This window comes from Okibacterium sp. HSC-33S16 (assembly GCF_024171565.1).
Classification (GTDB): Bacteria; Actinomycetota; Actinomycetes; order Actinomycetales; family Microbacteriaceae; genus Mycetocola_A.
Window position 1 is genome coordinate 1,023,840 of sequence record NZ_JALJZZ010000001.1, and the last position, 22,013, is coordinate 1,045,852.

At 62.2% G+C, this 22,013-nt stretch carries 20 protein-coding genes; 12 read left to right on the plus strand and 8 right to left on the minus strand.

All coding sequences use genetic code 11. From position 1 onward, the window contains the following. The first annotated feature begins 8 nt into the window (after positions 1 to 8). The 4 genes from pgk (at position 9) to L1277_RS04985 (ending at position 2,695) form a co-directional block, all read left to right on the plus strand. Positions 9 to 1,223 (plus strand): phosphoglycerate kinase, encoded by a 1,215-nt coding sequence (gene pgk / locus L1277_RS04970; protein WP_253375210.1) that lies wholly within the window; start codon positions 9 to 11, stop codon positions 1,221 to 1,223. Further along, positions 1,214 to 2,002, plus strand: coding sequence for a triose-phosphate isomerase (gene tpiA, locus L1277_RS04975; protein WP_253375211.1), 789 nt, complete (start codon positions 1,214 to 1,216; stop codon positions 2,000 to 2,002). The genes pgk and tpiA overlap by 10 nt, the downstream gene beginning before the upstream one ends. Before the next feature lie 70 nt (positions 2,003 to 2,072). Further along, positions 2,073 to 2,324 (plus strand): preprotein translocase subunit SecG, encoded by a 252-nt coding sequence (gene secG, locus L1277_RS04980; protein ID WP_253375212.1) that lies wholly within the window; start codon positions 2,073 to 2,075, stop codon positions 2,322 to 2,324. Positions 2,325 to 2,332: 8 nt separating this feature from the next. Further along, a complete protein-coding gene (locus L1277_RS04985) occupies positions 2,333 to 2,695 on the plus strand; it encodes an RNA polymerase-binding protein RbpA (protein ID WP_253375213.1) in 363 nt (120 codons plus the stop codon). A gap of 83 nt (positions 2,696 to 2,778) precedes the next feature. Here the strand turns inward: L1277_RS04985 and pgl are convergent, their stop codons facing one another. The 6 genes from pgl to tkt are packed head-to-tail and all read right to left on the minus strand — an operon-like array spanning position 2,779 to position 10,942. After that, positions 2,779 to 3,549 (minus strand): 6-phosphogluconolactonase, encoded by a 771-nt coding sequence (gene pgl, locus L1277_RS04990; protein ID WP_253375214.1) that lies wholly within the window; start codon positions 3,547 to 3,549, stop codon positions 2,779 to 2,781. After that, positions 3,550 to 4,518 carry a glucose-6-phosphate dehydrogenase assembly protein OpcA gene (locus tag L1277_RS04995; RefSeq protein WP_253375215.1) on the minus strand — a complete coding sequence of 323 codons (969 nt, stop codon included), beginning with the start codon at positions 4,516 to 4,518 and terminating at the stop codon, positions 3,550 to 3,552. Beyond that, complete coding sequence (gene zwf, locus L1277_RS05000; protein ID WP_253375216.1) at positions 4,515 to 6,059, minus strand: glucose-6-phosphate dehydrogenase; 1,545 nt, start codon at positions 6,057 to 6,059, stop codon at positions 4,515 to 4,517. Before zwf ends, L1277_RS04995 begins: the two co-directional genes overlap by 4 nt. A 50-nt stretch (positions 6,060 to 6,109) precedes the next feature. Continuing rightward, complete coding sequence (locus L1277_RS05005; protein ID WP_253375217.1) at positions 6,110 to 7,720, minus strand: glucose-6-phosphate isomerase; 1,611 nt, start codon at positions 7,718 to 7,720, stop codon at positions 6,110 to 6,112. Next, on the minus strand, positions 7,717 to 8,829 hold the full coding sequence (gene tal, locus L1277_RS05010; protein ID WP_253375218.1) for a transaldolase: 1,113 nt from the start codon (positions 8,827 to 8,829) through the stop codon (positions 7,717 to 7,719). Before tal ends, L1277_RS05005 begins: the two co-directional genes overlap by 4 nt. A 22-nt stretch (positions 8,830 to 8,851) precedes the next feature. Then, positions 8,852 to 10,942: a transketolase gene (gene tkt / locus L1277_RS05015; protein WP_253375219.1), complete on the minus strand. Its 2,091-nt coding sequence runs from the start codon at positions 10,940 to 10,942 to the stop codon at positions 8,852 to 8,854. 252 nt (positions 10,943 to 11,194) lie between these two features. On the opposite strand from tkt, the gene L1277_RS05020 reads away from it, so the two are divergent. Then, positions 11,195 to 12,115: a heme o synthase gene (locus tag L1277_RS05020; protein ID WP_253375220.1), complete on the plus strand. Its 921-nt coding sequence runs from the start codon at positions 11,195 to 11,197 to the stop codon at positions 12,113 to 12,115. A gap of 396 nt (positions 12,116 to 12,511) precedes the next feature. On the opposite strand, the gene L1277_RS05025 is transcribed toward L1277_RS05020, so the two are convergent. Further along, positions 12,512 to 13,471: a COX15/CtaA family protein gene (locus L1277_RS05025; protein WP_308215078.1), complete on the minus strand. Its 960-nt coding sequence runs from the start codon at positions 13,469 to 13,471 to the stop codon at positions 12,512 to 12,514. 359 nt (positions 13,472 to 13,830) lie between these two features. Between L1277_RS05025 and sufB the strand changes: the two genes are divergently transcribed. The 7 genes from sufB to L1277_RS05060 all read left to right on the plus strand — a co-directional run bounded on the left by sufB (position 13,831) and on the right by L1277_RS05060 (position 20,880). Then, positions 13,831 to 15,249: a Fe-S cluster assembly protein SufB gene (gene sufB / locus L1277_RS05030; RefSeq protein ID WP_253375221.1), complete on the plus strand. Its 1,419-nt coding sequence runs from the start codon at positions 13,831 to 13,833 to the stop codon at positions 15,247 to 15,249. 6 nt (positions 15,250 to 15,255) lie between these two features. Continuing rightward, a complete protein-coding gene (gene sufD / locus L1277_RS05035; protein WP_374110166.1) occupies positions 15,256 to 16,464 on the plus strand; it encodes a Fe-S cluster assembly protein SufD in 1,209 nt (402 codons plus the stop codon). Positions 16,465 to 16,466: 2 nt separating this feature from the next. Then, entirely contained in the window at positions 16,467 to 16,793 is a 327-nt protein-coding gene (locus L1277_RS05040) for a non-heme iron oxygenase ferredoxin subunit (protein ID WP_253375223.1), read from the plus strand. Between the two features lie 2 nt (positions 16,794 to 16,795). Then, positions 16,796 to 17,560: a Fe-S cluster assembly ATPase SufC gene (sufC, locus tag L1277_RS05045; RefSeq protein ID WP_253375224.1), complete on the plus strand. Its 765-nt coding sequence runs from the start codon at positions 16,796 to 16,798 to the stop codon at positions 17,558 to 17,560. A 9-nt stretch (positions 17,561 to 17,569) separates the two neighbouring features. Then, complete coding sequence (locus tag L1277_RS05050) at positions 17,570 to 17,899, plus strand: metal-sulfur cluster assembly factor (protein WP_253375225.1); 330 nt, start codon at positions 17,570 to 17,572, stop codon at positions 17,897 to 17,899. A 78-nt stretch (positions 17,900 to 17,977) separates the two neighbouring features. Beyond that, positions 17,978 to 19,141 carry a MalY/PatB family protein gene (locus tag L1277_RS05055; RefSeq protein ID WP_253375226.1) on the plus strand — a complete coding sequence of 388 codons (1,164 nt, stop codon included), beginning with the start codon at positions 17,978 to 17,980 and terminating at the stop codon, positions 19,139 to 19,141. A 140-nt stretch (positions 19,142 to 19,281) separates the two neighbouring features. Beyond that, the gene (locus tag L1277_RS05060) at positions 19,282 to 20,880 is read left to right on the plus strand and encodes an ABC-F family ATP-binding cassette domain-containing protein (protein ID WP_253375290.1); all 1,599 of its coding nucleotides are present in this window, start codon (positions 19,282 to 19,284) and stop codon (positions 20,878 to 20,880) included. 59 nt (positions 20,881 to 20,939) lie between these two features. Here L1277_RS05060 and L1277_RS05065 read toward each other — a convergent pair whose 3' ends face one another. Then, positions 20,940 to 21,776 (minus strand): SURF1 family protein, encoded by an 837-nt coding sequence (locus tag L1277_RS05065; RefSeq protein WP_253375227.1) that lies wholly within the window; start codon positions 21,774 to 21,776, stop codon positions 20,940 to 20,942. Positions 21,777 to 22,013: the final 237 nt, after the last annotated feature.

Below are 22,013 nucleotides of genomic sequence, written 5' to 3' on the forward strand. Positions count from 1 at the left end.
GGCTAGCCGTGCCGCTTCGCACTCTCGAATCGCTGGGCTCGCTCGCAGGCAAGCGCGTCGTCGTTCGGTGTGACCTCAATGTTCCTCTCAAGGACGGGGTCATCACCGACGACGGGCGCGTGCGTGCGTCGCTCCCAACGCTTAACACGCTTCTCAACCAGGGAGCACGCGTTGTTGTCGTGTCTCACCTGGGCCGTCCAGACGGTGCCCCCGACCCCCAATACAGCCTCGCCCCAGTGGCGCAGCGTCTTTCTGAATTGCTCGGTCTTGATGTCGCGTTCGCGTCGGACACTGTTGGCGAGTCGGCGACGGATGCCGTCGGCAATCTTTCCAACGGACAGATCGCCGTTTTGGAGAACCTCCGCTTCAACCCGGGGGAGACCAGCAAGGTGGACTCGGAACGCGCGGAGTTCGCCCAGAAGCTCGCCCAGTTCGGCGATGCGTTCGTCTCCGATGGATTCGGCGTCGTGCACCGCAAGCAGGCGAGCGTGTATGAGCTGGCCGAGCTTCTGCCCAGCGCGGCCGGTGAACTGATCAGCACGGAACTCGAAGTTCTTGATCGCCTCACGGAATCGCCGGAGCGCCCCTACACAGTGGTTCTTGGCGGCTCGAAGGTTTCCGACAAGCTCGGCGTCATTGGTCACCTGCTGCCCCGGGTAAACACGCTGTTGATCGGTGGCGGAATGCTCTTTACGTTCCTGGCTGCTCAGGGACACAAGGTTGGCGCGAGCCTGCTCGAAGCCGACCAGATCGACACTGTCAAGAACTATCTGGCCGAGGCCGACAAGCTCGGTGTGGAGATCATTCTCCCCACCGACGTCGTCGTCGCCAGCAAGTTTGGTGCCGACGCAGAGCACGTCGTTCAGTCCGCTGATGCCATCGAAGACACCCCATTCGGCGCATCAGGTCTTGGCCTCGACATCGGACCGGAGACCGCCGAGCGGTTTGCGGGCGTTATCGCCTCGTCCAAGACGGTGTTCTGGAACGGCCCCATGGGCGTATTCGAACTCGAGCCGTTCGCGGCCGGGACAAAGACCGTTGCACAGGCGCTCACCGAAACAGACGGCCTCAGCGTCGTCGGTGGTGGTGACTCGGCTGCGGCAGTCCGTGCGCTGGGCTTCGACGACTCGCAGTTCGGACATATATCAACCGGAGGCGGTGCGAGCCTCGAATTCCTCGAAGGCAAACGTCTTCCTGGACTGGAGGTTTTGGGATGGCAGTAAATCGTGTTCCGCTTATCGCGGGCAACTGGAAGATGAATCTCGATCACCTACAGTCAATCGCGTTTGTGCAGAAGCTGGCCTGGAGCCTCGCCGACGCCAAGCACGACGCTGCAAGTGTCGAGGTCGCCGTCTTCCCGCCGTTCACCGATCTTCGCAGCGTGCAGACGCTCGTTGCTGCAGACAAGCTGCCGATCGCCTTCGGCGCTCAGGACCTGTCGGAGCACGACTCGGGTGCGTACACCGGAGAGATCTCGGGTGCCTTCCTCAAGGCACTCGAGTGCAGCTACGTCCTGATCGGTCACTCGGAGCGACGCACGCTTCACGGCGAAAGCGATGAGCAGGTCGCAGCCAAGGTCACGGCTGCGCTGAAGCACAACCTCGTGCCGATCATTTGCGTCGGCGAGACCTCAGAGGACCTCGAGAAGCACGGCCCGAGCGCTGTTCCGGTCGCCCAGCTCAAGGCTGCACTGTCGGGCGTTTCTGCAACGGCCGATATCGTCGTTGCATACGAGCCGGTCTGGGCCATTGGGTCTGGACAGGCTGCAACGCCCGAGCAGGCCGAGCAGGTCGCGGCAGCGCTGCGTGCCGAACTTCGCGAGTCGCTTGGTGACGACGTCGCCGCGAAGACCCGGATCCTCTACGGCGGAAGCGTGAAGGCTGCGAACATCGCTGGTTTCATGCGCGAGCCGAATGTGGACGGAGCCTTGGTTGGCGGCGCGAGCCTGGACCTCAACGAGTTCTCCAGCATCGTGCGCTATCAGAAGCACGTCGGCGTTTAGCTGAACGGTCCTCAGGCTATAATTGAGGGCGGCCCATGGAATCATGGGCCGCCCACGTGAAAGGTCCTTTGTGGAGATTCTTCAGGTTGTCCTGCAGGTAGTGCTCGGTGTCACGAGCCTTCTGCTCACTTTCCTCATCCTTTTGCACAAGGGTCGTGGTGGCGGACTGTCCGACATGTTCGGTGGCGGAATGGGGTCGAACCTCGGTTCGTCCGGTGTTGCTGAGCGCAACCTCAACCGCTTCACCGTTGTGCTCGGTCTTGTCTGGTTCGGTTCAATTGTTGCGCTTGGTCTCATCACCAAGTTCTCGACGGGTGCGTAGGAGTACATATGGCTGCCGGTGGTAGTGCAATTCGAGGTTCGCGCGTTGGCGCTGGCCCCATGGGCGAACAGGATCACGGGTTCCACGCAGATCGCGTCGCGGTCTCGTACTGGGACGCACTCGGAAACGAGACTGTGCGGTACTTCTCCGCCAGTCTTCCCGACGAAGAGATCCCTGAGACAATCGACAGCCCGTCGTCTGGCCTTCCGGCTGGGCGCGACCAGGCAAACCCGCCTGAAGTCGCCAAGCTCGAGCCGTACAAGACGCACCTCGCTTATGTGAAGGAACGTCGTACGGAGGAAGAGGCAGAAGCCCTTCTCGACGAGGCGCTTCAGGCGCTGCGAGCTCGCCGCGGAACAGCATCCGTTTAAAGCGTGCTCGGTTGTCAGACAGAAAATCTGAGACATAAAAAATGCCCCTGTCCGAGGACAGGGGCATTTTTTCGTGCTCCGGCTTAGTAGGTCGGAGTGATGAGATTTTCAGGAACTTCGGATGCCGCTTCCTGGTCGACGAAGAAGACGGTGCGTTTCCGTCCCTTCATTCCCGCAATCGGAACCTCGCTATACGCGGCTCCCGCGAGGGCGAGTCCCAGAACCGATGCCTTATCGGCGCCGGAAAGCTCCACCCAGATGCGCTGCGACGAGTTGATGACGTGCCGGGTGAGGCTCAGGCGTTCGGCCGGTGGCTTGGGGGAGTTCCGAACCGCGACAACCGTCGCCTCGCGCTCGAGAACTTCCTGCCGATCGGGGAACAGCGATGCGGTGTGACCGTCGGGACCGACACCGAGGAAAGTGATGTCGAACCGCGGAAGTCCACTCTCACCGGTGCCGTACTGGGCCAGGGCCTCGGCATACTGACGGGCTGCGTCATCAAGGCTCAGGCCGGAGTCACTGGCCGGATAGCTGTGGACGTTTTCGCCGGGAATCTCGATGTGATCAAGCAGGGCACGCCGGGCTTTGCCGTCGTTGCGCTCGGGATCGTTCGCGGGAACCCACCGCTCGTCACCCCACCAAAAATGCACGCGCGACCAGTCGACACTGTCACGCGCAGGTGAAGCGTTGATGTTCTCGAGGACCTTGATGGCGACTCGTCCTCCCTCGAGGACAACGTTCACACTCTCCAGCTCGTCGAGGAGGTCCACTGTCTTGGTGAGAAATCGTGCCGCGATCGAGGCGGCGAGTGCGTCGCCGTCAGTGGCGACAAGCACTCGACGTTCATTCGTCATTCAGTTCGTACCTTCCGATGCCAAAGCTTCGTTCTCCAGTGAAATGAGGCCCTTGGTGATCACCTCACCGTACAACGGATCTGGGTCGAGCCGGCGCAGCTCTTCGGCGAGGCAGTCGCGGAGACTGCGGCGGGGAAGAGCCAGTTCGTGGATGGGCTGGTTGGGTTGAGTAAGCTTGGCCACATTGTCGACGGGCCGCTCCAGCACAATGTCACCGCTTGCACGGCTCAAGGTCACACCGTGAATGCCGGTGTCTCCCGAACCACGCGGGGTAAGTTCCTGCGTCACCGGCACCTTCAGTTGCATCCGCAGCCAAGCGGCAAGGAGCACCGTTGACGCCGAGTCCGCCGCGCCGGAAACGGTCACCGCTGTGACCGGCTCGTACGGCGGCTGATCCAGCACTGCGGCAAGCTGGGCTCGCCACAGCGTCAACCGGGTCCACGCGAAGTCGGTGTCACCGGGTGAATAGGTGTGGGCAATCTCCACAAGCGCAGCGTGTGGATCTACGTGCTCCGAAGCATCCGTAATTCGTCGCTGCGCAATGCGACCGATTGCTGTGTGCGCGACATCTGCCGGGGCTTCGATGGGCCACCAGGCCACAACGGGAGCGTCCGGCAAGAGCAGGCCATTGACGAGGCTGTCTTCGTTGCTTGCGGCGTCGCCGTAGGCACGAAGGATGATGACCTCGCTCGCGCCAGCGTCGCCACCGACCCGAATCTCGGCGTCAATGCGTGCGGGCTTCGCTCCACCTTCCTCATCTGCGGGAATGCGGGAGAGGACCAGCACGCGCATCGGGTGCTCGCGAGACGCGTCGTTTGCCGCTTCGATCGCTTCCTCTTCCTCACCCAACTGGGAGACGATGACGAGGGTCAACACGCGGCCGAGCGAGACGACGCCGCCGTCTTCACGCAGCGTGACGAGCTTCTTCGACACCTTGCTTGTTGTGGTGTCTGGCAGGTCGACGATCATGGACGTCTCCAAACTCTGCCGTCGCGGGCAAGTAATTCATCTGCGGATGCCGGGCCCCACGACCCTGGCTGGTACTGCTCGAGCGGACCGCCCTGGCTGGCCCAATATTCCTCAATGGGATCGAGGATCTTCCAGGACAGCTCCACCTCCTGGTGCCGGGGGAAGAGGGGCGGGTCACCGAGGAGAACGTCGAGGATGAGACGCTCGTATGCTTCGGGGCTGGCTTCCGTGAAGGCGTGGCCGTAGCCGAAGTCCATGGTGACGTCGCGCACCTGGGTACCGGCGCCGGGCACCTTTGATCCGAAACGGATCGTGACACCTTCGTCTGGCTGTACGCGGATGACGAGGGCGTTCTGACCGAGTTCAGAGGTTTGGCTCTCGGCGAAGAGGAACTGAGGCGCACGTTTGAACACCACGGCGATCTCGGTCACACGGCGACCAAGGCGCTTGCCGGTGCGGAGGTAGAACGGAACACCGTCCCATCGACGGGTCTTGATGTCGAGGCGCATCGCCGCGAATGTTTCCGTCGTCGACTCCGGGTTCATTCCTTCTTCGTCAAGGAAGCCGGGGACGTATTCACCACCCTGCCATCCGCCGGCGTACTGCCCACGAGCAGTTGCCGTGCTGAGGTCATCGGGAAGGCTGACAGCGGCGAGGACCTTCTCCTTCTCAGCGCGGAGGTCGGCAGCGTTGAACGACAGCGGCTCTTCCATCGCCGTGAGGGCGAGAAGCTGGAGGATGTGGTTCTGGATAACGTCGCGCGCGGCGCCGATTCCGTCGTAGTAGCCGGCACGCCCGCCAACACCGATGTCCTCAGCCATGCTGATCTGGACGTGGTCGACGTAGTGTGCGTTCCAGATCGGTTCGAACATCTGGTTGGCGAAGCGGAGAGCCAAAATGTTCTGGACCGTTTCCTTGCCCAGGTAGTGATCGATGCGGAACACCGAGTCGGGTGGGAAAACCGACTCGACAACCGCATTGAGCTCGCGAGCGGTCTTCAGGTCGGAACCGAACGGCTTCTCGATGACGACGCGGCGCCACTCTCCGTCCTTCGCCTCGGCCATGCCCGAGCGCCGAAGCTGCTCGGTGACCTCGGGGAACGCCTTCGGCGGGATCGACAGGTAGAACGCGTGGTTGCCCATGGTTCCCCGTTCGACGTCCAGAAGCTCAATGGTTTCCTTGAGCTTCTGGAACGCCTGGTCGTCACCAAATTCACCAGGGACGAAACGAATTCCCTGTGCGAGCTGCTGCCATACCTCCTCGCGATACTCGGTGCGAGCGTAGGCTTTGACGGCTTCGTGCACGACCTCCATGAAGTCCTGGTCTTCCCAATCCCGTCGGGCAAAGCCGACGAGCGAGAAACCGGGAGGGAGGAGGCCGCGGTTAGCCAGGTCGTAGACGGCCGGCATCAGCTTCTTGCGTGACAGGTCACCCGTCACGCCGAAGATGATGAGACCGCTCGGCCCCGCAATGCGGTTGAGTCGTCGATCGGAGTCCACCCGTAGCGGGTTGAACTCTGGGGTGATATCCACCGGGGACATACAGCTCCTAGGTACGGCCGCGAGGCCGCGAAAATCCGGTTCGGGTGACCTTAGTTGACGGCCTCGAACAGTGAAACGATGTTGTTCTCGGGGTCGGTCAGGTTCAGCACCAGCACCGGACGTCCGTGCTCGGCAAGAACCGTTGCGTCGCCCTGTGCCTGAGCCTGAATCAGCTGGCCGAAGGTGAACGGGCGGCCGGGAATCTCCAGATCCACCGGTGCGTTTTCGGTGATCTGAAGGAACACGCCGACAGCGGGTCCACCCTTGTGGAACTGCCCCGTTGAGTGCAGGAACCTCGGACCCCAGCCGAACGTTACCGGACGGTGCGCGTTGCTCGCCAGAAGCTCCCGAATTCCGGCGAGCTGAGGGAGGGCGAGCCGGTCGACATAGGCCTGGACGGCCAGATAGCCATCGGCGCCCAGAGTTCCCAGAAGAGCTTGGACAGCTCCACGAACCGTCGTCACGCCCTCGAGGAGTGCAGCGTCTCCGCGAACCTCGATACCGTTCTCAACGAACACCGGAGCGCTCGGCTCGGGCCGCGCGTCGAGCAGGCCGCGAGTTGCGACCTTCGCCGACTCCACGTCGGGCTGATCGAAGGGGTTAATCCCCAGGATGCGTCCGGCGACGGCAGTCGCGAACTCCCACACCAGGATCTGCGCACCAAGCGTGCCACTGACGAGAATCTCGCCCTCGTGGCGGTCCTTGGCAAACAGGTGCGGTGCGTCGGCGTCGTCAACCAAACGGACGACCTGAACGTCGGCGGGCGGTTCGGTCACCTCGGGAGAGAGGGTGTCGACCACGACGGGCAGAAGGCCCGTGCCCTGCTTGCCCGTCGACTCGGCGAGCAACTGCTCCGCCCAGTCGGGGAAGCCGACGATGTGGGTACCGTCGGCCACGATGGCAAGCTTGTCCTTGAGGGGACTTGTCCCGGCGATAGCAGCAGCCAGGATGAGTCCCGGGTTGTGCTTGTCGTCAATGGCCAGTTCGACGGCGACCGAATCGGCCTCGTCGAGCAACGCTCCGACGTCCACACCAGCGAGCCCGGACGGGACGAGGCCGAACGCGGTCAGTGCCGAATAACGGCCGCCGACATTGGGGTCAGCGTTAAAGACCCGGTATCCGGCCTCACGCGCTGACGCGTCGAGGGGCGACCCAGGGTCGGTGACAACAATGATTCGCTCGCGCGGGTCGATGCCCGCTTCGGTGAACGCCTTCTCGTATGCACGACGCTGGCTGTCGGTCTCGACGGTTGAACCGGACTTGGACGAGACGACAATTGCCGTCGCTTCCAGCCGGTCAGCAAGCGCCGCGAGGACCTGGCCGGGAGCGGTCGAGTCCAGCACGGTCAGGCTGCCACCGAGGGTCTGTGTGATGACCTCAGGAGCGAGCGAGGACCCGCCCATACCCGCGAGGGCGATGTGGTTCACGCCTTTCGCGGTCAGCTCAGCACGGAGCGCTTCGATTTCAGGCACGAGGGGGCGTGAAATGCTCGTCGCTTCGGTCCATCCGAGGCGCTTCGCCGACTCTTCCTCAGCCTCAGGACCCCACAGTGCGGGGTCCTGAGCCGTGATGCTTGACGCTACCAGGTCAGTCACGAGCGTCGGGACGACGGAGGAGACGGCATCACGTGCCGCCCCACTCACGTGAATTTTGAAACTCATTTTGCGTCCTCGAGCGCTGCAGTGACCGTGTCAAGGAGTTCGTTCCAAGACACGATGAACTTCTCAACGCCTTCCTTCTCCAGGAGAAGGGTGACCTCGTCGTAGGAGATTCCCTGCGCGGCAACAGCGTCAAGTACGTCGTTAGCCGCTGCGTACGAACCGGTGACACTATCACCCTCGATAACGCCGTGGTCGAAGGTGGCCTCGAGCGTCTTCTCAGGCATCGTGTTGACGACCGAATCAGCGACGAGCTGCGTCACGTAGAGGGTGTCAGGCAAGCTGGGGTCCTTGACTCCGGTCGACGCCCACAGCGGACGCTGCTTGTTTGCACCGGCATCGAGGAGCGTTTCTGCCCGCTCTGTGGCGAACGATTCGACGAACACCTCGAACGCGAGCTGCGCGTTCGCAACGCCGGCCTTGCTCTTGAGTGCGAGCGCCTCGTCGGTGCCGATAGCCGTCAGCCGCTTGTCGATCTCCGTGTCAACACGCGACACGAAGAAGGACGCAACCGAGTGGATAGTCGACAAGTCGATTCCCGCAGCCTTGGCCTTCTCGAGACCGGTCAGGTACGCATTGATGACGGCGCGGTAACGGTCGAGGCTGAAGATCAACGTCACGTTGACGCTGATCCCAGCGGCAATGGTTTCAGTGATGGCCTCGAGGCCCTCGACGGTTGCGGGGATCTTGATCATCGCGTTCGGCTTGTTGACTTTCGCCCACAGGGCCTTGGCCTGCTCGATGGTTCCCTGCGCGTCGTGGGCAAGGCCCGGCTCGACCTCAATAGAGACGCGGCCGTCGAAGCCGTTGGAAGCGTCGAAGACCGGACGGAAGATGTCCGAAGCCCGAGCAACGTCATCGGTGGTGATCTCGAAAACCGCCTCGGTGACATCCTTGCCGGCGGCAGCGAGTTCCGCCACCTGTGCCGCGTACACTTCGCCGTTGCTGAGAGCACCAGCGAAGATCGTGGGGTTGGTGGTCACACCGACGACGTTCTTCGTGTCGATGAGTTCCTGCAGGTTTCCAGTTTCGATGCGTCCGCGTGAGAGGTCGTCGAGCCAGATGCTAACTCCTGCCTCGGAGAGCTTCGCGGTTGGTGTTGAGTTCGTCATGTGTTTCTCCTTCTACCGGCGTCTACTTGCCGAGTGAGTCTTTTGCTGCGGCAACGACGGCGTCAGTGGTGATACCGAATTTGTTGAAGAGGGTCTTGTAGTCAGCCGATGCACCGAAGTGCTCGATCGAGACGGAGCGTCCCTGGTCTCCGACAATCCCGTTCCAAGTCAGCGCCAGCCCGGCCTCAACAGAGACTCGAGCGGTGATGGCCTTGGGGAGAACGGATTCGCGGTAGGCCTCGTCCTGCTCCTCGAACCACTCGAGGCAGGGGACCGAGACTACGCGGGCATTGACGCCGTCGGCCTTGAGGGCTTCGCGAGCCTCGACGGCGAGCTGAACCTCAGAACCGGTAGCAATGAGAATGACATCGGGTGTGCCGTTCGGGGCCTCAGCGAGAACGTACGCACCCTTGGCCACGTGAGCTGCCGACGCGAATGTTTCGCCACTGGCTTCACCTTCGCCGCGCTCGAACACCGGGATGTTCTGGCGAGTCAAAGCGATTCCAGCAGGGCCGCCTCGGCGCTTGAGGATCTCGAGCCAGGCGTAGCTCACCTCGTTTGCGTCACCAGGGCGAACGACCGCGAGGTTGGGGATGGCACGAAGCGTTGCGAGCTGCTCGATCGGCTGGTGGGTCGGTCCGTCTTCACCGAGGGCGACGGAGTCGTGTGTCCACACGAAAATCGACGGCACGTTCATCAGAGCGGCCAAACGGACGGCCGGGCGCATGTAATCGCTGAAGATCAGGAAGGTTCCACCGTAGGCGCGGGTCGGGCCGTGGAGAACGATGCCGTTGAGGATCGCTCCCATGGCGTGCTCGCGGATTCCGAAGTGCAGGACGCGACCGTGTTCGCTGCCCTTCCACTCGCGAGTGGAGTGCTCGGCGGGAACGAAGGAAGAAGCACCCTCAATGGTGGTGTTGTTCGATTCGGCGAGGTCGGCAGACCCGCCCCAGAGCTCGGGTACAACCGGTCCGAGCGCGTTGAGAACTTTGCCCGATGCTGCGCGGGTCGATACATCTTTGCCCGCTTCAAAGACCGGGAGGGCTTCTTCGACGCCCTCTGGAAGGTCGCCAGCAAGGAGACGCTCCAGCAGTGCGTTCTTGTCGGGGTTCGAGTTCTTCCACTCGTCAAAGGACGCCTGCCACTCGGCGCGCTGCTCTGCACCGTGGTCGATGGCTTTACGGGTGTGCTCGATGACCTCGTCCGAAACGACGAAGCTTTCTGCGGGGTCAAATCCGAGAACTTCCTTGACCGCTGCAAGCTCGTCGGCACCGAGGGCGGATCCGTGGATCTTTCCGGTGTTCTGCTTCTTCGGGCTCGGCCATCCGATGATGGTCTTCAGGATGATGAGTGACGGCTTGTCGGTTTCGGCCTTCGCAGCCTCAATGGCGTCGTTCAGCGCCTGGATGTCTTCGACGTACTCGCCGGTCTTCTTCCAGTCAACCGTCTGCACGTGCCAGTGGTAGGCCTCGTAACGCTTCGCAACGTCTTCGGTGAAGGCGATGTTGGTGTCGTCTTCGATCGAGATCTGGTTGCTGTCGTAGATGGCGATGAGGTTGCCGAGCTGCTGGTGCCCAGCGAGAGACGATGCCTCGCTTGTCACACCTTCCTGCAGGTCGCCGTCGCCGGCAATGACGTAGACAAAGTGGTCGAACGGGCTCTTGCCGGCTTCTGCTTCCGGGTCGAACAGGCCGCGCTCGTAGCGTGCCGCGTAAGCGAATCCGACGGCGGATGCCAGCCCCTGACCGAGCGGGCCCGTGGTGATCTCAACACCGTCGGTGTGTCCGTATTCGGGGTGACCCGGTGTGAGCGAGCCCCAGGTACGAAGAGCCTTGAGGTCTTCGAGCTCGAGACCGTATCCGCCCAGATACAGCTGGACATACTGGGTAAGCGAGCTGTGACCGACCGAAAGAACGAAGCGGTCGCGGCCCAGCCAGTGCTGGTCCTTGGGATCGCGGCGCATGACTTTCTGGAACAGGAGGTATGCGGCGGGGGCGAGGCTCATGGCCGTACCGGGATGCCCGTTTCCTACCTTTTCCACTGCGTCTGCTGCAAGCAGTCTGGCGGTATTAACCGCCTTGTCGTCAATGGAGTTCCATTGCAAAGCTGCCACTATATTGGACCCTTCTCATTCGAATCAGGGGCCATCTCTGACCCACCGATGAGGCGTGTTCCACGCCTGTTGGCTTCATTGGCGCCGATGGACATACGTCACCCGGGCTGTGAAAGTCACGGTTGTGTATGCCAGCGAACGGTTTGGCGAGCACTTTCCATTATAGGTAGTGCGCCTGTAGCACTGGCCGATCATTACGGTCTGCATCCCATGACCTAGAATTGGGTCCGTAATCCACCGGTTAGAGGAGCAATGAACATTGCAGTAGAAGACCGCGTCGCGCAGACAAGCGTGACCCGCGTCGAAAAAATCAAGGGCTACATCTCTCTCACGAAGCCTCGCGTGATGGAACTGCTCTTGGTGACGACAGTTCCTGTGATGATCCTCGCCGAGGGAGGCATTCCGAACCTCTGGCTCGTCCTGGCCACCGTCATCGGTGGTGCAATGAGTGCCGGTGCGGCTGGCGCGTTCAACTGCTACATCGACCGCGACATCGACAAGGTGATGAAGCGAACGAAGAACCGACCACTGGTTACAGGTGTTTTGTCACCGCGGGAAGCGTTGATTTTCTCCTGGTCCATGGCGATCCTCTCCACCGTGTGGCTGTATTTCACCACGAACCCGCTCACCGCGGCACTCTCGGTCGGCGCGATCTTCTTCTACGTCGTGGTCTACACCCTGTGGCTCAAGCGCTGGACGAGCCAGAACATCATCTGGGGCGGTATCGCCGGCTGTTTCCCCGTTCTCATCGGTTGGGCTGCTGTCGCCAACTCGCTCAGCTGGGCTCCGTTCATCCTCTTCGCCGTCGTCTTCCTGTGGACGCCGCCGCACTACTGGCCGCTTTCAATGAAGTACCGCGATGACTACAAGACCGCCGGAGTTCCCATGCTCGCGGTGATTCGCGGTCGTGCACAGGTCGGCCTTCAGGTCATCCTCTATGCGTGGGCTACCGTTGCCTGCTCACTGCTGCTCGTCCCTGTCGCTTCCATGGGCATCCTGTACACGGTCGTCGCTGCAGCCTCTGGCGGCTGGTTCATCTACGAAACGCACCGCCTCTACAACCTCGCGATCCGGCACGAGAACGCCTCACCCATGCGCGTCTTCCACGGTTCGATTAGCTACCTGACGCTGCTCTTCCTCGCAGTAGGAATCGACCCGCTCCTTCCGTTCTAAACCTGCCAGAACCGCAGGCCGGGCCGACAGCGCCCGACTCCAACGTCGGCCGGTACGATCTCACGGCCAGCTGCTTGGTCTTCACCGAGGATCTTGCGACGGGTGTGCTTTGTATTCGCAAACCGTTAGTCCCGGGTTCCGCCGGGTGGGCACATCGGAGCCGACCGACGAAACGATCGCTGGCGCTCCCATGCGCGCATCCCTCGACGGCGGAGCGACGAGGCGCAACGTCCGCTGCTGGCCTGTGTATGCGCTTTCGGCGCGAGTTCCCGACGGCTTCTCCGACGCTGCCGGACGTATCTGCTCCGCCGCCAGCGCGGTGATCTGAGTACCCCACGCGGTACACGAAGCGCCCGATGCCTGAACGGCACCGGGGGCTGTGCGGGTGGGCGATGCCTAGGAGACCGTTACAGCCTCTGCTGACGCATTCTCCTGACGAACGGATGCCGTTGCCTTGAGAGAGAGCACGACCACCGTCATCACCGCAGCGAGCACACATGCAAGCACCATGTGAAGTCCAACGAGTATCTCGGGCAACCCCATCCGGGCCTGGGCGAGTCCCACACCGATTTGAACCAGCTCCACGACGAGCAAGGCAACGACGACCCGACGCATCGGCTCAAGCGTCAGGGCCCATGCCCCCGCGACCAGTACCAGAGTGAGAGCGAATGTCACATAGGCCGGCCATGCGTGGAAGTGCTGCAAGAGTTCGGAGTCAAGTCCGTTCCGTGCTGCGCCCGAGTCGCCGGCGTGGGGGCCGGACCCGGTTGTGATGATGCCGATGATGACGGTCACAGCGACGAAGAACGAGGTGATGTGAGCGGTGATGGCGTACCACTTGGGCACAACGCGGGTGCGGATTCCGTTGCCGTTGTACACCCGGTAGACGAGCACCGCCCCGAGCGAGACCAAGACGACGCTCAGTACGAAGTGCAGCCCAACGACATAGGGGTTCAGTCCGCTCAGCACGGTGATACCGCCGACAACGGCCTGGAACAGAACACTGCACGCCGGAATCAGCGTCAGAATGAACAGATCCCTGCGCTGGCGGCGGTACTTGAGCACGAAAAACAGTGCAGCGAGGGCAATCACCTGCAGGACGAAGAAGAGGGTTCGGTTCCCAAACTCGATGACCCCGTGAATTCCCATCTCGGGGGTACTGATGAAGGATTCAGCGGTGCACCGCGGCCAGGTCGGACACCCGAGTCCCGAACCCGTCAGGCGAACTGCACCGCCCGTACCGACCAGGATTGTTTGCGCCACGAGATTGAGCCACGCAGCAACCCGAACTCGACGATCGACTCCCGTCGGAAGCCAATTCCAGAATCGCCGTGCTGCCTGTGTGATCGCGTTCACTCTCGTCAAATCCTCTTGCTTGGTGCTGTGGGTGGTGCTGGAGCGGTTGGCGGGTGCGCCGAACGCTGTGCCGAAAAAAGTTATGGGGGTAGATGTGTTGTTGCTGTGACTAGCTCACCGCTTACTGCAATTTACCGTGCCTGCCTGTAGAATTAATGGGTTCAGGCAATACGTCTCGGCAGCGGCCGATCCTGACGTTGGGCAGCGCAGCTTGGTCCTTGAACATTGTAGGTAAGCATTTTCAGCGGCCCGCACAATTCTGAGACTGTGAGGATCCAACGGATTCTCATGGATTCGGCGTGCGCGGGAATGCGCTGTGCGGAGAAGCTGTTACGCAAGCTGTAAGGAAAGAGGTTGATATGTCAGACGTCCTGATAGACCGCCCCGAGCTGGAAAGCCTTGGGCAATACGAATTCGGTTGGTCTGATTCCGATGTTGCGGGCGCTTCAGCACGCCGCGGGCTCTCTCCCGAGGTCGTTGCGGATATTTCCGCTCTGAAGTCCGAACCTGAGTGGATGCTCGCACGCCGCCAAAAGGCACTCGCGCTGTTTGAGCGCAAGCCAATGCCGATGTGGGGTGCCGATCTCTCAGAGATCGACTTCGACAACATCAAATACTTCGTTCGTTCCACGGAGAAGCAGGCTCAGACCTGGGACGACCTTCCCGATGACATCAAGAACACCTACGAGAAGCTCGGTATCCCCGAAGCGGAGCGCCAGCGCCTCGTCTCCGGTGTGGCTGCCCAGTACGAGTCCGAGGTCGTTTACCACCAGATTAACGAAGACCTTGAGCGCCAAGGCGTCATCTTCATGGACACCGACACCGCACTTAAGGAGCACCCGGAGTTCTTCGAGGAGTACTTCGGCACGGTGATCCCGTCCGGAGACAACAAGTTCGCCGCGCTCAACACGGCCGTCTGGTCGGGTGGCTCGTTCGTCTACGTGCCACCTGGTGTGCACGTCGAGATTCCGCTGCAGGCCTATTTCCGGATCAACACGGAGAACATGGGCCAGTTTGAGCGGACGCTCATCATCGCTGACGAGGGTAGCTACGTTCACTACATCGAAGGCTGCACGGCTCCGATCTACAAGTCAGACTCCCTGCACTCCGCCGTTGTTGAGATCATCGTGAAGAAGAACGCCCGCGTTCGCTACACCACAATCCAGAACTGGTCCAACAACGTCTACAACCTCGTCACCAAGCGGGCAACGGCCGCTGAAGGGGCAACCATGGAGTGGATCGATGGAAACATCGGCTCCAAGGTGACCATGAAGTACCCGTCGATCTACCTGATGGGCGAGCACGCCAAGGGTGAGACCCTCTCGGTCGCCTTTGCTGGCCCCGGGCAGCACCAGGATGCTGGCGCCAAGATGATCCACATGGCTCCGTACACGCAGTCATCGATCGTCTCGAAGTCGATCGCCCGCGGGGGAGGACGAGCCGGATACCGCGGAGAAGTTCGCGTCGACCCGAGCGCTCACCACTCCGCCAACACGGTTCGGTGTGACGCGCTCCTCGTTGACACCATCTCGCGCAGCGACACGTATCCAGCCATCGACATCCGTGTCGACGACGTTCAGCTCGGCCACGAAGCCACGGTCTCGAAGGTGAGCGAAGAGCAGCTCTTCTACCTGATGAGCCGGGGCATGCCGGAAGACGAAGCCATGGCCATGATCGTGCGCGGCTTCATTGAGCCGATCGCCCGCGAACTTCCCATGGAATACGCTCTCGAACTCAACAAGCTCATTGAAATGGGCATGGAAGGATCAGTCGGCTAAATGACGATCTCTGCGCCAGAAGCAACGACAACAAAGCTCGAGAACACCGGAGCGCTCGGATACAAGAAGCACACAGACGGCGGCTGGGGACTCGTTCCGATCCAGACCCGTTCGGAGCGTTTCGCCTCGACCGACGTCACGGACTTCCCGGCTGTCACCGGTCGCGAGGCCGCGTGGAAGCTCACCCCCGTTGACCGGGTCGCCGACCTGATCGATGGCGAGCTCGACGGATCCGAATACGACATCACGGCCACCGAAGCCGCCGGCGTCAGCATTGAGTGGGTCGAGCGCACCGATGCTCGCATCGGCTCCGCCGGCAAGCCTGAAGACCGGGCCGCAGCGAACGCGTGGACCCAGACCGAGAAGGCTCTCGCGATCACGATCGACGGCGAAGAGGCGAAAACAGTGCGGGTGTCCCGTGCGACCCTCGGAGCAGCACCGCGCGCGGCGCACGTCGTCATTGAGGCGAAGCCGTTTAGCCGCGGGCTGATCATCCTGCACAACACGGGTGACGCGCGCCTCACCGAAAACGTCGAAATCGTCGTCGGCGACTCCGCGAACATCACGGTCGTCACCGTGCAGCAGTGGAACGACGACGCCGTGCACCTCGCCTCGCACTTCACGACCGTTGGCCGCGACGCGAAGATCAAGCACGTCGTTGTCACCCTGGGAGGAAGCGTCGTTCGGATCAACCCGTCCACCCACCTCGTGGGAACCGGCGCAGACGTTGACGCACTCGGCCTGTACTTCGCCGACTCCGGCCAGCACCTCGAGCAGCAGGTCTACGTCGACCACGACGCGCCGCAGACTCGTAGCCGTGTGAACTACAAGGGAGCCCTCCAGGGCGCCGGTGCCCGCACGGTCTGGATCGGCGACGTTCTGATTCGCCAGAGCGCGACCGGAACCGACAGCTACGAGCAGAACCGCAACCTCGTCCTCACCGACGGCACGCGCGCCGACTCGATCCCCAACCTCGAGATCGAGACCGGTGATATCGCCGGAGCCGGGCACGCAAGCGCAACCGGCCGTTTCGATGACGAGCAGCTGTTCTACCTGCAGGCGCGAGGCATCCGTGAAGAAGAAGCGCGCCGCCTGGTCGTGCGTGGATTCCTCACCGACATCGTGCAGCAGATCGGCGACACCGAGCTTCAGGAGAAGCTGCAGGACGCCATCGAGCAGGAGCTCAGTCGCACCCGACTGACGGACGGTAACTAACCGTGGCCCGAACCTCGGTGTGCGCGTTGGCTGACCTTACGACGAACGAAGCGAAGCGGGTCGTCGTCGACGGAACGCCCATCGCACTCGTGCTCGACTCGGCCGGTGACGTTCACGCAATCGGCGACACCTGCACTCACGGCGACATCTCACTCAGTGAGGGGTTCGTTGAGGGGGAGACCCTCGAGTGCTGGGCGCACGGTTCACAGTTCTCGCTCCTCACCGGTAAGCCCCTGACGCTGCCGGCGTACGAGCCCGTTCCCGTCTACTCCGTTGAACTGACAGACGGCACCATTTTTATCGACACCTCCGTAACGAAAGAGATTTAGCAATGGCTGTACTTGAAATCCGCGACCTGCACGTCAGCGTCGAGACCGACCAGGGCACCAAGCCGATCCTGCGTGGTGTCGACCTCACCATCAACAAGGGGGAGACCCACGCCATCATGGGGCCGAACGGCTCCGGCAAGTCGACCCTCGCCTACACGATCGCCGGTCACCCGAAGTACACGGTCGACTCCGGCTCGATCACCCTCGACGGCGAGGACGTCCTCGCGATGACCGTCGACGAGCGCGCACGCGCTGGCCTGTTCCTCGCTATGCAGTACCCGGTTGAGATTCCCGGCGTCACCGTCACGAACTTCCTGCGCACCGCCAAGACAGCGATCGACGGAGAAGCACCGGCTATTCGCTCGTGGATCAAGGACGTCAAAAGCTCGATGAAGGACCTGCGCATGGACGCAGCCTTCGCTGAGCGCAACGTGAACGAAGGATTCTCCGGTGGCGAGAAGAAGCGCCACGAGATTCTCCAGCTTGAGCTGCTCAAGCCGACCTTCGCTGTTCTCGATGAGACCGACTCCGGACTCGACGTCGACGCGCTCAAGATCGTGTCAGAGGGCGTCAACCGGGCCAAGGAAAACACCCACCTCGGCGTGCTCCTGATCACCCACTACACCCGCATCCTGCGTTACATCCGCCCGGACTTCGTGCACGTATTCGTCAACGGACGCATCGCCGAGCAGGGTGGCCCCGAGCTTGCTGACCGTCTCGAGAACGAAGGATACGACCGCTTCCTCACCGACGAAGCCACGGTCTAAAGTAACAACATGGTAACAACGCTCAGTCCGCAGAAATTCGACGAGGTCGAAGAAGCGCTCAAGGACGTCATGGACCCCGAACTCGGGATCAATGTCGTTGACCTTGGGCTCATTTATGACCTCGGCTGGGATGACGAGAACAATGCCCTCGTCATTCACATGACCCTGACGAGCGCCGGCTGCCCGCTCACCGATGTGCTCGAAGAGCAGACCGCCCAGGCGCTGGATGGCGTCGTCGAAGCGTTCCGGATCAACTGGGTCTGGATGCCGCCGTGGGGTCCCGAGAAGATCACCGACGACGGTCGCGACATGATGCGCGCGCTCGGCTTCAGTATCTAGAAGTCCACAACGAATGCCTCCTTCTGAATCGAAGGAGGCATTTGTTGTGATGACCGATGCCTTCGGTACTGTTCTGACATGAACCTCATTTCTGCGGCGCCTCTCGACGTTCTCCGCACCCGCACGAGCGAAAAGTGGACCGAGCATCCGCCCGATGTGCTGCCGATGTTCGTCGCCGAGATGGACTACCCGCTCGCCGAGCCGATCACCCGGGCGCTCCACGATGCCGTCGACCGCGGCGACACTGGCTACGTCTCATCGTCGAATCCGGTCTTTGAGGCATTCCGCGGGTTCGCTGCCCGTCGCTGGTCGTGGGATCTCACTGAAGCCACCCTCCTGTCGACCGCCGACGTCTCGATGGGCATCGTTGAGATACTGCGGGCAATCACCGGGCCGGGGGACCGGGTGGTGATCACCGAACCGGTCTACCCGCCGTTCTTCGACCTCGTGACCGAAGCCGGAGCATCCGTTCTCGCAGTTCCACTCACAGAGAGCACCACAAACCCCGTCGAACGGCGGCTCGACCTCGCCGCCCTCGAGACCGCCTTTCGCGACGGAGCTCGCGTGTTTCTGCTCTGCAACCCGCACAACCCGCTGGGCCTCGTGCACCCGCGCGACGACCTCGAGGCCGTGGCAACATTGGCCGCGACATACTCGGTCACCGTGATCAGCGACGAGATTCACGCGCCGCTGACCCAGCCGACGGCACGCTTCACGCCGTACCTCAGTGTGTCCGACGAGGCACGGGCCACCGGGTTCGCGGTGCACTCCGCGAGTAAGGCGTGGAACATTGCCGGATTGAAGTGCGCGGTGATGGTCGCGCAGTCCGAGCAGCCGGCGTCAGTGCTCGTCTCTCTGCCGCTTGAGGTGTCCTGGCGCACGGGGCAGTTTGGCGTGCTGGCCAGTGTGGCCGCGTATGCACAGGGTGACACCTGGCTCGACGGCGTGCTCGGTTCACTGGCTGCAAACTTTGACCTCCTCGATCGCCTCCTCGCCGAGCACCTTGCGGGCGTGACCTGGACGCGCCCTGACGCGAGCTACCTGGCGTGGCTCGACTTTCGTGCGCTGGGCTGGGGCGACGATCCGGCTGGCCTCATTCTCCGTGAGGCGCGTGTGGCGCTCAGCGCCGGTAGTGATTTCGGAGCGCACGGTGTGGGACACGTCCGTATGAACCTCGCCTGTTCACCCGAGCTGCTGACGGATGCCGTGAGGCGCATCGCGCAGATCCCTCGCCGTTCCTGACGGCCGGCTTCCCTCGCAAACCGGGAGAAGGCTGTGGCGGGCGCGGTGTGGTATGACGCCGGGGTTCGACGACGTAGACTAGAGGGCTGACCCCCTTCCTCCGCGCTATTCGGCGCGCCTTGCTTGAAACGGACTTTGCTTTGCTCACTGTGCACGATCTCGAAATTCGCGTCGGGGCACGAGTCCTCATGGATGACGTCAACTTTCGAGTGTCGGCCGGTGACAAGATCGGTCTCGTTGGTCGAAACGGAGCGGGCAAGACCACGCTGACGAAGGTGCTCGCCGGTGAAATGCTGCCGACAAAGGGCAAGGTGGAACGCTCCGGGGAGCTGGGCTACCTGCCGCAGGACCCGCGCAGTGGCGACCCGGACGAACTGGCTCGCACGCGCATCCTCAACGCGCGCGGCCTCGGCTCCATCGTGATGGACATGCAGGAAGCCACCATGGGTATGGCCTCCACCGACGACGCAGTGAGCGCCGCAGCCATGAAGAAGTACGGCAACCTCGAGGAGCGGTTCCAGATGCTCGGCGGGTATTCCGCTGAAGCGGAAGCCGCATCGATCGCCAGCAACCTCAACCTTCCTGACCGGATTCTTGACCAGCCGCTGCGCACCCTGTCTGGTGGACAGCGTCGACGCATCGAGCTGGCCCGTATTCTGTTCTCCGATGCTCGCACCATGATCCTCGATGAGCCCACGAACCACCTCGACGCCGATTCCGTGGTGTGGCTGCGCGAGTTCCTTAAGAGCTACTCCGGCGGCTTCATCGTCATCACCCACGATGTCGAGCTGGTCGGCGAGACCGTGAACAAGGTGTTTTACCTCGACGGCAACCGCCAGGTCATCGACGTGTACAACATGAACTGGAAGAACTACCAGCGCCAGCGCGCGTCCGACGAGGAACGTCGCAAGAAGGAGCGCGCCAACGTCGAGAAGAAGGCGTCGACTCTGCAGCTCCAGGCAGCCCGGTTCGGTGCCAAGGCGTCCAAGGCGGCTGCGGCGCACCAGATGGTCGCTCGCGCCGAGAAGATGCTCTCCGGCCTCGACGAGGTGCGGTCGGTGGAACGGGTGGCGAAGCTGCGCTTCCCAGATCCGGCCCCCTGCGGTCGCACTCCGCTGATGGCGTCAAACCTGTCGCGCAGCTACGGCTCACTCGAGATTTTCACGGCCGTTGACCTCGCCATCGACCGCGGTTCCAAGGTCGTGGTTCTCGGGCTCAACGGTGCCGGAAAGACGACGCTTCTACGTATCCTCGCCGGCGTCGACCAGCCGGACACCGGCCAGGTCGAACCCGGTCATGGCTTGCGAATCGGCTACTTCGCCCAGGAGCACGACACCCTCGACGTCAAGCGCAGCGTGCTCGAAAACATGGTCTCAAGTTCACCGAACATCACCGAGACCGAGGCTCGCAAGGTCCTCGGATCGTTCCTGTTCACGGGTGACGACTCGCACAAGCCTGCCGGGGTGCTCTCCGGTGGTGAGAAGACGCGACTGGCGCTGGCCATGATCGTTGTTTCCGGTGCGAACGTTCTTCTCCTCGACGAGCCGACCAACAACCTCGACCCGGCCAGCCGCGAAGAGATCCTCGACGCTCTCGCACACTTCACCGGTGCCGTCGTCCTGGTCAGCCACGACGAGGGCGCTGTGCAGGCGCTGAACCCCGAGCGCGTGCTGATCCTCCCCGACGGTGTCGAAGACCACTGGAACAAGGACTACCTCGAGCTCATCGAGCTCGCCTAGGGTCGACCGGGTCTCTGCACCCGCTCGTTGGGTCGTGCTCCCCGCTACTTGCGTGGTGCCTAACGCACCGTTTCGGAACGGGCGCCGTCGAGAAGTTCGTCTTCCACGTTCGCGTCCGAACGCTTCGCGGCGCGTTTGCGTTCCCGTTCAGCGGCGCGCCGTTGTTCGTCCGGATCATCGGCGTTGAGGTGCCGGTATTCCTCGCGGATGGCGTACGCCAGGAAAGCGAAGCCGAGAATTCCGAAGATGAACCATTGGAAGGCATACGACAGGTGCATGCCCTCGTCGAGAACCGGTTTCAACGCCGGCAGTGGGGGCTCGTCGGTGGGCCGCGGAGTTTCCGATTCGAGGAGTCCATACGCCCCGGTGTAGAGAGGGACGTCGAGCCGCTCTTGCAAATCGTCCAGGTTCACCGTTGCGATTTGGCCCTCTGCCGCGCTGCGACCCGGCAATGAGGGTTCCCCGGCTTTGAGCCGCGCGACGACGGTCACCTCGCCGGAGGGTGCCGAAGGGATGACGTCCGGAAGGTCGTGCTCATTGCCAGTAGGCAGCCAGCCACGGTCAACAATGAAAACCGTGCCATCGCCAAGCTGCAGGGGAACAAGTAACTCAAAGCCGGGCTGACCACTGCGGGGTCGGTTTCGGACGAGAAGTTGTTCCTCCTCCAGGTATGTCCCCGTCACAGTGACGGGCACCCACTTGTGAACGTCATCGAAGGCCTCCCGCGTCGGAACAACCTCGCCTAACGGAACCGGAGCGCGATCATAGTTGCTTTCAACGAGCGCGATTTCGGCGGCCTTCTCGTCTTTGCGTGACAACTGCCAGTTCGCCAGCAGCACACAGACGATGGCAAAGACCGTCGCGACAGCCAGATACCCGAACCATCGACGGCTCATGACGAATCGCCAATTCTTCACTGCCCGTCCTCCGGGCTCAGTTGCACGACGTGCACCGGAAAATCTCGTGATGACAGAAAGTTTTCGAGATAGTCCCGGTGATCGGGGCACGCGAGCCACACTTTCACGCGATCCGTCGAGTGAATCTTCGGGTTCCGCCATTCGATGCGCCAGCTAGCGGTGTGCGCGCACCCCGCTCGGGAGCAGGCCAGTCGTTCTGGCTCTGAGAACAGACCG

Excerpts from the sequence above, each read along its gene's own strand:
- sufC (WP_253375224.1), top strand. The coding sequence starts at position 16,796 with ATGGCTGTACTTGAAATCCGCGACCTGCACGTCAGCGTCGAGACCGAC.
- L1277_RS04985 (WP_253375213.1), top strand. The coding sequence starts at position 2,333 with ATGGCTGCCGGTGGTAGTGCAATTCGAGGTTCGCGCGTTGGCGCTGGC.
- pgl (WP_253375214.1), bottom strand. The coding sequence starts at position 3,549 with ATGACGAATGAACGTCGAGTGCTTGTCGCCACTGACGGCGACGCACTC.
- L1277_RS04995 (WP_253375215.1), bottom strand. The coding sequence starts at position 4,518 with ATGATCGTCGACCTGCCAGACACCACAACAAGCAAGGTGTCGAAGAAG.
- L1277_RS05005 (WP_253375217.1), bottom strand. The coding sequence starts at position 7,720 with ATGAGTTTCAAAATTCACGTGAGTGGGGCGGCACGTGATGCCGTCTCC.
- zwf (WP_253375216.1), bottom strand. The coding sequence starts at position 6,059 with ATGTCCCCGGTGGATATCACCCCAGAGTTCAACCCGCTACGGGTGGAC.
- L1277_RS05055 (WP_253375226.1), top strand. The coding sequence starts at position 17,978 with ATGAACCTCATTTCTGCGGCGCCTCTCGACGTTCTCCGCACCCGCACG.
- L1277_RS05065 (WP_253375227.1), bottom strand. The coding sequence starts at position 21,776 with ATGAGCCGTCGATGGTTCGGGTATCTGGCTGTCGCGACGGTCTTTGCC.
- sufB (WP_253375221.1), top strand. The coding sequence starts at position 13,831 with ATGTCAGACGTCCTGATAGACCGCCCCGAGCTGGAAAGCCTTGGGCAA.
- tpiA (WP_253375211.1), top strand. The coding sequence starts at position 1,214 with ATGGCAGTAAATCGTGTTCCGCTTATCGCGGGCAACTGGAAGATGAAT.
- L1277_RS05050 (WP_253375225.1), top strand. The coding sequence starts at position 17,570 with ATGGTAACAACGCTCAGTCCGCAGAAATTCGACGAGGTCGAAGAAGCG.
- tal (WP_253375218.1), bottom strand. The coding sequence starts at position 8,829 with ATGACGAACTCAACACCAACCGCGAAGCTCTCCGAGGCAGGAGTTAGC.
- L1277_RS05020 (WP_253375220.1), top strand. The coding sequence starts at position 11,195 with ATGAACATTGCAGTAGAAGACCGCGTCGCGCAGACAAGCGTGACCCGC.